Source organism: Mesorhizobium sp. M1365 (genome assembly GCF_040317865.1).
GTDB lineage: Bacteria > Pseudomonadota > Alphaproteobacteria > Rhizobiales > Rhizobiaceae > Mesorhizobium.
The window spans coordinates 102585-114306 of sequence record NZ_JAMYLG010000016.1; the positions used below are offsets into that span (position 1 = coordinate 102585).

Genomic DNA, 11722 nt, shown 5'->3' on the forward strand with positions numbered 1-11722 from the left:
GTTGGTACCGCATAACGTGACGACGACATTCCCGAGCATCGATGCCCGCGCGATCCCCGCAGAAATCAGTTCATCGCGGGCAAGTCCAACGAGCGGTCTCAATTTCAGAGCTGCAGTTGTGCCCCGCCCGGAGCACAAAGAATTCGCTACATCGCCGCTCCGCCGAACGATGTCATTCAGATGGATGATGGTGACGTTCAGGCCCCATCGTAAGCTCCGGTCAACCGCATTTTGCCTCCTCGGAATCGCGAGCTCATGTCCCAAAGCTACTTTCTGAGATCCAGGACGGTTCCTACGGTCGAGAAAATAATCACCCGTGTTCCTCCAAGCCCGATCGGCAGTATTCTGCGCGCGGCAGGAGGCGTTTCGGCCATGGCGATTGCCGGTCAGTTGACTCTCGTCGCCGCTATTCCCGTTTTGGCCCGGCTCTATTCCCCGGCAGATTTCGGGATCTTCACGATTTATCTTTCGATCGTAAACATCCTCGGCGCGATCGCAGCACTGCGTTTCGAGGCCTCTCTCTATGGTGTCAAGGACAATGCGCGGGCGTATGTGACTGTTAAGCTCATTCTCCTGGCTGTGTCGGTGACGAGTGTCCTCGCCTTTGCGGCAGGACTGCTGTGGGCGAGCATCGCTCCAGCGCGGGTCGGCCACCTCGCCTGGCTCGTTCCACTTGGGATGGCGGGCGCAGGTCTCGTCGAAGCCATGAACTGCTGGAGCCTGCGCGCAGGCCTGCTACGAGACTTCGCCCTCGGCCGGCTGATCTTGCCGGCGACCATGGCCCTGCTGCAATTGATTTTTGGGCTCGCCCATTTCGGAGGTGAGTCGATGGTACATGCCCATATCCTGAGCCAATTCATTTTTATCGGACTCCTCGGCTCTCGGATTCTGAGCTGGAAGGACTTACACGGCGTCGCCCGAGCGCCGTGGCGTACCGTCTTTGCCGTCGCCAGGCGAGAATACAAGTTTCCGTTATTTGACATTCCCTCAGCTCTCGCGAGTTTCGCCATTATCAATCTTCCCGCAATACTTGTTGGTTCGCTGTTTGGCGCCGCTTTTGCGGGTTACCTGGGAGTGGCAGCGCGGCTGGTGACTGCGCCGGTCACGCTGATCGCCACCCCGCTCAGCAATGTTTTTGTCTCCGAGGCGAACAAAAACAGTGATCGCAGACATCTGCTCGGCACCGCACGCGGCCTCTTGATGCTTTCAGCCTGCCTCACTGCATTGCCAATATTGGCGCTTGGCCTGGCTGCGCCATATATTGTCGTCCCCCTGCTGGGCCCGCCCTGGGTTCCCGCCGCAGACATTATGACCGCGCTGGCGTTCATGGGGGCTGCGCAGGCGTTGGCGACGCCGCTTCAAGATGTCCCAGCTCTCCTGCGCCGGCAGGAGCTACGGCTTCTCGTCGACGGCGCGCGGACGGCGCTGGTGTTTGGTCCGCTTCTTGCCGGTGCTGAGGCAGGTTGGGAACCACTCAAGGTCATTTATCTGATGGCGGCCGGCGGCGGCGTCGGGTTTGCACTGAAAACGGCGGCCTCTCTGTATATTTTGAGCCATGCCATTAAACCAGCGGGAGCTGCCATACCAAAACAAGGTCATCATCTCGAGGGAAAAGCACCATGAAACAATCGCAGCTTGATCAGCTCCAAACGACCGCTGTGGTTGACCAACATCATCGCGCTGATGCTTCGCGACTGCGCCCTTTCATTTCAGTTGCAATCCCAACCTTTCGCCGACCGGACACGATCCGCCGGGCAATGGATAGCATTCTGAGTCAGAATTTTTCCAGTTGGGAGTTGGTCGTCAGCGACGACGAGGGCCGGGACGGACCGACCTGGGCAATCGTGGCCGAGTATGCGCGGACCGAGCCTCGCATCCGAATTGTCGAAAACTGCCGGGGCCGCGGTCAGGTAGAGAATACCAACAATGCCATGCTCGCTTGCGCCGGAAAATGGATCAAGCTGCTCCATGACGATGACTGGCTCGCCCCGGGCGCACTCAAGACCTTTGCCGAGGTTTCCACCAAGCATCCCTCAGCTGCATTCATGACCTGTGCAGCCAATATAATTGAGGACGATCGGATGAAATTCCGATTGCCACCGCAGGGGCGGCAACGAATTTCCGTCTACTCAAGCCAGCAATGCCTGACGGACCTCTATCTGGTCCGCACGACGCGGAGCCTTGGGATCATCCCATCGACGCTTTTGATCAACCGCGACGTCATTCACGCGGGTTGCCTGATGCGCGCCCATAATTCAATCCCAGCTGGAGTCGACCAGCTGTTCTTTGTCGATCTGGCCTGCCACGGAGACATGGTCGCGATAAACGATGGCTTGATCTTCTACGACGCGACGAACCACCCGAGCATCACTACAACCAAGAGTTTCGATGAGGTCGATCAGGTAACGCTTGCCGTCAAAGAGCTTAACTGGAACCTCATCGAGGATCGTAAACATCTTCCCTGCCCTGAGACTCTGTTACGGGCGCTGCGGGTTGCTCGTCTTCCCAGCAGATTCCACCAGCAACCCTGGCGGGCGACGATCCGAGATGCGATGCAAATTCTTCGCCCGTCAGTTATGAAAATAGCGAGCCAGCACATTCTTACTTACGTGTTCGCGATCCGCCCGAGACTGGGTCGATTGCGTAGCCTGAGACGATTTAGCTTCTGAGCATGGCGGCATCGTCGAGCGCGACGGCGGGCGGGCTGGGGCGCATCATATACCGTCGAAGGCGGCTTTCCTTCGGTCTGGCCTTTAGGGGTAAGCGAGATGACCATTTGTCCGGCGTGTGCCAGTGTATCAACCGCGAAATTGTTCGAAGTGACAGCAGATGAGGCCTCTCGACATTTCATCAATCCGCGTCAGGACCCCGACCGCTCTCGAAAATTAACAAGCCACCTGTCGGATCTCTGGGGCAGCAACACATGCGATATCCGCAAATGCGCAGATTGCGGATTCGGTTTTGCAGATCCCTTCGTCGCTGGCGGCGTTGAATTTTATAACTTAGCCTGGGCGTACCCTTCCTATCCGACCATGAAATGGGAATATTCAAGGACTATCGAAGAGCTCGCGGGCCTGAAGACTGGCGGAAAAACTGCCCTCGAAGTGGGGTCTGGGTTCGGATATTTTCTCGATCGCATCAAGAATAAATTCTTCCATGTTTCCGACATCTCTGCGGTCGACTACAACGAAACGGCGAGGTCTGTACTGGCGTCGAAAGGCTTTAAGACCTATTCAGGCGATTTTCGGATGGACAGCTTCGATTCTATGAAAGAGTCCTTCGACTTTATTTTCATGTTTCAAGTCTTCGAGCATATGGACCAAGTGGACGACGTTTTTGCTCGATTGAAATATCTTCTGAAGGCGCAAGGATCTGCCTTTATCGCCGTGCCAAATGAAAACAGAACTTACTACATGGAGTCCCATGGCTCGCTCATAGACATGCCACCAAACCACATCGGCCGATGGACGAAAGAAGCCTTCGATGCCATATGTCAGCGGCACGGCTTGCAATTGAGCAAGTGCGAGCGGGAGCCGTTCAATCTCGCCAAATTCCTGAAACAAGACATCGTCCACAGCTTTTTCCGAAAGGGAGAGAAACCAGGTAGCGTGAGTGAGTTCGTGCGCGCCCTGCCGCGAAGCAAAGCGCAACGGATTGCGCAAGGTTTGACTGCCCTTGCGATTTCACCATCGCGGTTGCCGGCATGGGCATACGCGGTCAGGAATGCATCGACGATGGGGGGGAGCGCACTCTGGGCAAAGATCGACAAAGTCTCGTCACCTGCGCTACGGATTCATCGCCAAGCCAAGCAGCGATGAGCGGGTCCGCGTGAAGGGTGATTTCGACACCACTAGGCGCGCGGTGAACGCCAAGCAGACGAAGGACGGCGTCAGGCGCGTTGCCTCAGATGGGGTCCGGAATTCATGAATGCCCGTCCGGCGGCTCCTGGCCGTAGGTTCCGTTGTGACACTTCGGACCCACGCTCCGGATGGATCTCTCCGCGACAACCCCAGCTACTGCCGGATGGCCCGCGCCCAGCAGCCGATCGGCGCAGCGCCTAGCGCGGTGATTTTCAACCAAGCGGGAAGTGCGCAACAACAAGAGCCGCGCTCGTCATGTCCTCTCCAGCAAGAGGTCAGCGCTGTCCCCGAACCGGTAACCAGCGTGCTTCCTGAGATTAACCTTCGTGAGAACGCTTGCGACGGGGACCGAAGCTGGTGCATCGCCCGCAAGCAGGTCCAGAACGCCTCGCGCGATGCTGCGTCGCGTTTTCGCCCAGCGAACGGCGAAAAGAACCACGTCACCCCAGCCTGTCAGGAGCCTGGCCTCTGGTCCCTCAAGCCCCAGCGGTCCATTTATGATGACGACCCGATAGATCGAGTGCAGTTCATCTTTGAAAGGGGAGCCGTCGACACTGGACAGCAAGGGCAGCAGATCCTCCGACGGTGCGAGCGCCATGAAGTCGATCCCGATCGCCGACATTCCTGCTATCGCATCGTGCAGTGCACAACGGTCACTCACATAGTCTCCGAAAAAATTGTGCGGCTTACGTGCGCTGAATTCCTTCACAAACTCGCCCGTAAGGCGGTGGTCCGTGCGGTCCAGATCAATGAAGAGTACTCGCCCTCCAAGTCTGGTGGCCGCCAAGGCCATGCTCCATGCGAGCTCGGTCTTGCCATCATCCTCACCGCAGGATGTTATCAAGATTATGTTCGAGTAATCCCTTGCCTGTTGGGGCGCCGCGGCGACAAGCAGGGACGTCACGGCGCGGCTGTATCTGCACCCCTGCTGGCCTGAAACCAGCTGCTGCAGTCGCTTCGCGTGCGTTGTGGGAGCCTGGGGTATTAGCCCGAGGCACGGAACCTTGAGCGCTGCTTCAGCTTCGGCCTCTCCGCGCAAAGTGCGATCGAAGCGTTGGCGGACAAGTATGAAAATCCCTCCAATCAGGCCAAACACGACCATGCCAGGCGGAATAAGAAAAATTGGCGAAAGAGTCGTTGGATTGGTAGGGGGCCACGCCGCTGAGAGAAGCCTGACTCCGGGGGATGGACTTGCAATACGCCGCATCAAGTCCTGTTGCCGGGTCAAAAGGTCGTTGTAGCGCTGCGTCAGGATGCTGACCTGCGGCTCGAGAGCACGCAGTCCGGAAAGCCGGCCGGCTGTATCGGCCACAACCGCATCTAGGACATCCTTACGCTTTTGCAGCGCCGCAATCTGGGAGCGATAGATGTTTGCCTCAGCAGCGACGCGGGCGATTTCTTGTTCGATCTCACGATCGATCGCATTTGTGACATTCTCATCTGCCGTGCCGTTGGCCTGGCCTGCCAAGAGATCGGCCAGCAAGGGTGATCCGATGGCTTCGGCTACCGAGGCAACGGGCGCGCCCCCCTTTCGCAAGTCCTGAATGTGTTGGAGTCGGGATTCCGTTGCGGAGAGGTCCGCTTTCGACAAGGAAATTTGCTGAGTGAGTTCGGCTGTCTCCTTGGCAGCATTGTCCGCCGCACCTTGATCGACCGCGCCATGGCTCAACCGATATCTCTCCAGACGATCGGTCGCTTCTGCCAGACTGCTTTGTATAGTCGGCAGCCCGGAGACTATCGAGTCGAGTTCCAGCCTGTCCGACGCTTGGCTTTTCCTTGCCAGATCGCCAATATACACTTCGACGAACGTGTTGGCGATCAGAGCGGCTCGCGCCGGATCGTGATCGGTGAAGCCGACACTGATAACTCTCGATCGCAGCTCCTGGCCGATCCTCATACCTTCACGCAGCACCTTGAGTTCAGCCGCATCTGGCGCCGCCGGCGTGCTTCGCGGCCAAATTTTGGCCAGCAAATCGGCTGGAACCGAGCGCAAATTCAGCGGCTCGACGCCAACAGGCTTCGGAGGATGGTTTCCGGTTCGAGCACCAGCCTGTTTAGCACCATTGGCAGCATCCGTTTTGCGCAGCGCTGCCACTACGCTTCGCAGGTGGCTTTGCGATGAGAGCATGGTGATATGGTCGTCAATGCTGGAATCCAGCTGATCCTGAGCAGAGATCAAGCCGCCGGCAGGGGCTGCTCTACTAGGTGCGTCGACGATTACCTGCGTGGTGGCCTCGTATAGGGCAGGCCGTGCAAGCCCTCCAAGCGCGGCCAAGACACCGCCTGCGACGACCATGGCCAGGAGGAACCACTTTTTTCTTGAGAGGGTAACGAGGAGCTGATGGAGCGGGGTTTGCGTGTCCATCTGCTCACGTAACGGCCGTTTCATGCGCGGAGTGATTTCGCGCGCAGGCAAGTGCATTTCGGTAACGTGCGGAAGGTGGATGCGGCTAACTATGGACCCTTCCATCTTAATCTCCTGTAAGTTCGGGCACGCGAGAACCCGTTGCTGGCGGCGATGGCCGCCTTGCCTCGTTGTGCCAGGCCTGGAACATCAAAGCCGGCCACAATTCGCGAGAATGGTCGTGCCTGCCATCGACGTGACCGCGCCAGCACGCATCCACCTTCGCAAGGTCGAAAATTCCGTCTCCGGAGATGCGCATATCGGCGACAAGATCGTTTGCCCAACTGAGCAGCGGGCCCCTCAGCCAGACTGCTATAGGAACATCGAAACCTTGCTTTGGCCGCTCGATCAGTCGCTGCGGAACGTACCGGCGCAACAGCTGACGAAGGATCCACTTACCTTTGCCATTACGAACCTTGGTATTCGTCGGCAGGCGCCAGGCGAATTCGACAACCCGATGATCGAGTAGCGGGCACCGCCCCTCGAGGCTGTTGGCCATGCTGGCGCGGTCCAGCTTCACCAATATATCGCCGGGCAGGTAGCCGTCCATATCGTCATACAAAAGACGGGACAGCAGCCCATCAAGCCGGTGCTCGACGTGGATTGATGAGGGGGGCTGGTGCAGGCTGAGGTTCTCGGTCGACGATCTCGTCAGTCGCCGAAACAACTCGTCCTCATCGGCTGCAGCGAGTAGCTGAGCGAGGCGATCCAGCCGGTCGCCCCGCAGCGCATGCCGTGCACCCTCCGAAAGCGGCAGCTTCCCGACGAGATCGTGACGGGCTGCACGGGCCAGTAACCCAGTGCCTGCCGCGAGCGCCCGACGCAGTGCCGACGGCAGAGTATGCTGTCGTCGCAGGCGGGCAGCCATGAAGTGGCGGGCGTAGCCGGCGAAGCATTCGTCGCCACCGTCACCCGACAGAGCCACCGTAACGTGCCGGCGGGCGAGCCGCGCCACCAGCAGAGTTGGTATCTGCGATTCGTCAGCGAAAGGCTCGTCCCAGATCTGCGGCAATTCTGGAATGACTTCGCGCGCTACGGCAGCCGAAAGGTGGAGTTCGGTATGGTCGGTGCCCAGATGCCGCGCGACTTCCGCCGCGTGGGGAGCCTCATCGAACCCGCCCTCTCCGAAAGCGATCGTGAACGTGCGCACCGGCTTGTCCGATTGAGCCTGCATCAGGGCTACAACCGTCGAGCTGTCTATTCCGCCCGACAGGAAGGCCCCGAGCGGAACGTCAGCGATCATGCGCTCCCGAACGGCAAGTCGAAGCAGGCCATCCAGTTCAGTGGTAAGTTCTTCGTCACTGCCGACGACCTGCTCCGCCCGCCCTTTGGCGGCGGTTTCGGCTAGCGACCACCAGTATCGAATACGATGCGCTAGCGAGGCGGCACTTCGCGACGCGGCGAAGTCAGCGGCCGTCACCGACAGGACCGAACCCGGCGGTAATTTGAACACGCCTCGCCAGATGCAGCTGTCATCCGGTACCCATCCGTTCGAAAGCATCGCCGCGGCCGCATTGATATCGAGCTCCTGACAAAAACCTGGAAAACGGGTGATCGCCTTCAACTCAGAGGCAAAAACAAGCGCATCACGTGTTGAGGCGACATAAAGCGGCTTTTTGCCCATTCGGTCGCGGGCGAGATGGAGCGTCCTCGTCTTCAGATCCCATAGTCCTAGCGCGAACATTCCGGCGAAGCGTGTGAGTGCTTTTTCGAGGCCCCAATTCTCAATGGCGGCAAGCATGACCTCGGTATCGCTGGTGCCCCTGAAATGACTACCTGTACTTTCCAGCTCGCAGCGCAGATCGCGGAAATTGTATATTTCGCCGTTAAACGTAATGACGTATCTGCCGCTTTCGGAATGCATTGGCTGGCAGCCCGCCTCCGACAGATCAACAATGGCCAAACGCCTGTGACCGAAGGCAAGCCCGGCTTCGCTGTGTATCCAGAATGCCTCGCCATCCGGTCCGCGGTGACGAAGCGCGGCCGTCATTTGCTCTATTGCCTTGAGCGGCTTCGTGTCGGCTGAATCGGGGGCAAGAAGAATTCCGGCAATACCACACATGCCATTAACCCGGATTGTTGGAGATTGCAGAAACTGCTTTCGGAGCACCGGCGACAAGGCAGATGGTCAGCGCAAACCACACGATCGGGTGACGGATGATCAGGTGCGGCATTCCGAAAATAGCGATTGACACCACGAGCGCTAACAGCGCGTCGAGCTTCGCACGCCATACCGACACGATGGCGGCGCTGACGATCCAGACCAGCGCCAGAACCGCAATAAGTCCACCTTGAGTGTACAGGTCGAGGATCGTGTTGTGAGCCTCGAAGGGTCGTTCCAGAAATTGCGATTCGAACACTGATGGGCGCTCGAGATGCGGACCTGGACCAAGGCCCAACGACCCGGATTCCGCGCCCTTCTCTATTGCTTCGTCCCAGAGATGCACGCGGAGTGCGGCGGTTTCGGCAGTGGCCTCGCCGCCCTTGTCCTTGGTCAGGCCCTTGGCGAAGTTTTCGAGGACGCTCGCCTCCGTCACGGCGTAGGGGGTTATCGCGATCGCCAACGGAAGGATACCGACGAGCAACAGGAGGACGGCTTGCCGTGAAAAGCTGCCCCTGTTGCCACCGGTCTTGAGCCATGTCCTGATCCGCAGCCCGAGGAACGTCAGGCAGGTCAGGATACTGGTATACAAATAGGTATCGCTCTTTGTCAGCCTCCCGACATAGAAGGTTAGGAACAAGCTGGCGATCCCAAGAAACCTGCCCCATCGATTGCTGGTGGTGGTCGCAAGATGCAAGGCTAGCGGGCCAAAGATTGCGCAGTAGAGCGCGAGCTGATTTGGATTGTGCGACCAGCCGCGAAAGCGGTCCCAGTACCAGGGATCGACGCCAGCTCGGGGGATCCAGCCCCAGCCCTGTCCCAGCTGAATGGCAAGGGCCATATTCGCGATACCCACGACCCACCAGCCAGTACGACGGAGATGGCGGTCGGCGTCGGGTTCTGCAGCGGCAAGGCAGGTGACGCTGACCAACAGCAGGTAGGCCATCGTATCGTGCATCAGGCCCGTCAGGTATAGAACTGTGGTCAGATAGCCGACAACGGTGCCGACCCCCAGAGCCAGCGCCATGATCGTCCAGTAACTTGCAAGGAGTGTCAGCGCCGGCCTGGTCTCCAGGCGACCGCCGGCAAGGACGCGCGCGATCGACAGCATGATCCAAAGCACGAGGAACAGTTCGCCAATCCCCAAGGGCGACCCGGGAATGTCGAGTTGCTCCGCATAGGTCGTTGCGAGCCCGCAGGCCAGGATCGCGTCCCGGATCATCGGCGCACATCCAATCTACCGCTGACAGCATCGTCTCTAATTAAGACCGGATACGCCGGTCGGGCGAGGCCACCGTGGGATTTGGCGCCAAGGATATTTTCGTACAGATCGCAATACTGAGCGACCACCCGCGGCAGCGCGAACTGCTCACGGACGAGTTCGACAGAACGACCGCCCATGATTTTTCCGTGACTGCGGTCGGACAGGATGTCGACTATTCGAGATGCAAGGCCATCGGCGTCGTAGGGTTGGACTAGGTAGCCGTTCCATCCATCCTCGACCACCTCATTGCAGCCGGGCATCTTTGAGGCGACCATGGGCAATCCCGCCAGCCCTGCCTCGAGCAGGACGCGCGGGATTCCTTCTCGATATTGTGTGGGGAAGGCGAACACGTCGGCCATGCCAAGAAGGGCTGGAACATCGCGTCGTGGGCCTAGCGCGATGATATGAGGAGCGTGTCTATCGATTTCCGACTTGTCGAATGCAAATGGACCTTCGGACTCCCAAGGGCCGACAAGCACGAAACGCGCATTAGGCCTTTTAGAAAGGACGCGGGGGACTGCTTGGAGCAGCGTCGGGATGCCCTTCTGGCGGGTTAGCCGGCCCACAAAAATTACGATCTCTGCTGACTGGAGCCCGAGTTCCTGGCGCATTTTCGCCGCCGGCGGAGCAAGATGCCTCGCCATAGCGAACGCATCGACATCGATGCCAGAACTGCGGATCACTCTTCCGCTGCCAGGTTCAATCAATCGAAAGCGCTTGAAGAAAGCCTCATCGTCCCGATTCTGAAATACCGTCGCTGCCGTCCAGAAGGAGGCAAGCCATTGTAGTCCGCAAAAAATTGGACGTAAGGCCAGAGCACGCGGTTCCAACGATGAGAATGTCCAGCCCAGGCCGTTGATCGTGCGCACGACCGGGACCGTTCCGCGCACCGAAATGGGTGTCAGCAGGTTAGGCTTGGTATCGAAGCTTTGGACGATGTCAGGCCGAAGTTCCGCAAGCAATTTCCGAATCGCTCTTACAGCGGTCCACTCGCCAGTGCCGCTGGCAAATCGGTCGAAACCGTAGCGGCGATGCGGAATGCCATGCCGCAAAAACGCAGCCTCATCGCCGGTTGAAACTGCCGTGACCCGGAAGCCGCTTTCGCGCAGCGACATTAGGAACGGAATTCTCAGGGCGTGATCTTCGCCTCCCACACAAACGAGATGCGGATTCATCCCGAAGCTCCCGTCCGTGCGCCGTGTTCCGGTCGCGTGAAGTAACTGCCTTTCGCATCTGCTTTCATGGTTTTGCTTCGTTACTTCTGTGCGCGTGAAAGGATACGGTAGGAGGAGGCTTGCATACTGTCCTCGTCTGTTTGAATGAGGCAAACTGCATGGGGATCACGGCCTTACGGGTATCGCGAACCGCCTCGACGGCATCTGGTGGTGCATAGGAACGGGTACGGTGATGAATTGCGCCTCGAACTCTAGGGGTTCGGCCAAGCCGGACTTGCAACTGATAAGGCAACCGAAGAAAGCGCTTCCGACAGTCGTGCGTTGTACGGCTGCTCTACGCTGGGCGCGTCGGATTCCTAAGCTCCCGGTCCGGGTTCGCGCCTCAGCTTGTCCCGCTTGTGCTACCAGGCATGATAGTCGACCCCTCAGCCACAACTCCTGGCGCAACCTGCCTCCTTGCGACCAGCGGATAAGCCGATTCGGACCGTTCCGACGCCGGCGACCTGATCTGCCGACCGATTTCACGCGACGAACGCGCGGACACCTACGAATTATCCACAACTAATTGGTTGCGGGATTGAGACTGTGGAGGGGTCTGGCTCTTAGGTGAACGTCTGTCTGATCTCTCAATGCGCGGGTGAACAGTTAGATAGAAACATAATTTACAAGTTTATTTCAGCGATCTGCAAGATACGCTCTAGATATTTAACTATCTGTCTTTCAATCTAACCAGATGGGCTGGATAAAACACGGCCCTTTTGATGGGATCATATTCTTGTTACTTATTTATTATGTCCATGGAAGTTACTCCTTCCGTGCAGCATTCCTATTGGCGATCAACCATTCTATCAGAGCCTGCAGGTATGTGATTTGGCGCTAATATACACCCTCTAGTAGGCAGACATCCGCGGGGCGCTA

The 11722-nt window shown here is 58.3% G+C and carries 7 protein-coding genes; 3 read left to right on the forward strand and 4 right to left on the reverse strand.

The window, feature by feature from the left end; genetic code table 11:
- Positions 1 to 255 precede the first annotated feature (255 nt).
- The 3 genes from NKH04_RS18950 to NKH04_RS18960 all read left to right on the forward strand — a co-directional run bounded on the left by NKH04_RS18950 (position 256) and on the right by NKH04_RS18960 (position 3818).
- Positions 256 to 1623 (forward strand): lipopolysaccharide biosynthesis protein, encoded by a 1368-nt coding sequence (locus NKH04_RS18950; protein ID WP_353044753.1) that lies wholly within the window; start codon positions 256 to 258, stop codon positions 1621 to 1623.
- Complete coding sequence (locus NKH04_RS18955) at positions 1620 to 2669, forward strand: glycosyltransferase family 2 protein (protein WP_352472464.1); 1050 nt, start codon at positions 1620 to 1622, stop codon at positions 2667 to 2669. Before NKH04_RS18950 ends, NKH04_RS18955 begins: the two co-directional genes overlap by 4 nt.
- Positions 2670 to 2768: 99 nt before the next feature.
- Positions 2769 to 3818 (forward strand): class I SAM-dependent methyltransferase, encoded by a 1050-nt coding sequence (locus tag NKH04_RS18960; RefSeq protein WP_352472463.1) that lies wholly within the window; start codon positions 2769 to 2771, stop codon positions 3816 to 3818.
- Positions 3819 to 4113: 295 nt separating this feature from the next.
- On the opposite strand, the gene NKH04_RS18965 is transcribed toward NKH04_RS18960, so the two are convergent.
- The 4 genes from NKH04_RS18965 to NKH04_RS18980 are packed head-to-tail and all read right to left on the reverse strand — an operon-like array spanning position 4114 to position 10804.
- Complete coding sequence (locus NKH04_RS18965; RefSeq protein WP_352472462.1) at positions 4114 to 6330, reverse strand: GumC family protein; 2217 nt, start codon at positions 6328 to 6330, stop codon at positions 4114 to 4116.
- Position 6331: 1 nt separating this feature from the next.
- Positions 6332 to 8326, reverse strand: coding sequence for an asparagine synthase (glutamine-hydrolyzing) (gene asnB / locus NKH04_RS18970; RefSeq protein ID WP_352472461.1), 1995 nt, complete (start codon positions 8324 to 8326; stop codon positions 6332 to 6334).
- A gap of 4 nt (positions 8327 to 8330) precedes the next feature.
- Complete coding sequence (locus NKH04_RS18975) at positions 8331 to 9587, reverse strand: O-antigen ligase family protein (protein ID WP_352472460.1); 1257 nt, start codon at positions 9585 to 9587, stop codon at positions 8331 to 8333.
- Positions 9584 to 10804 (reverse strand): glycosyltransferase, encoded by a 1221-nt coding sequence (locus tag NKH04_RS18980; protein ID WP_352472459.1) that lies wholly within the window; start codon positions 10802 to 10804, stop codon positions 9584 to 9586. The genes NKH04_RS18975 and NKH04_RS18980 overlap by 4 nt, the downstream gene beginning before the upstream one ends.
- Positions 10805 to 11722 lie beyond the last annotated feature (918 nt).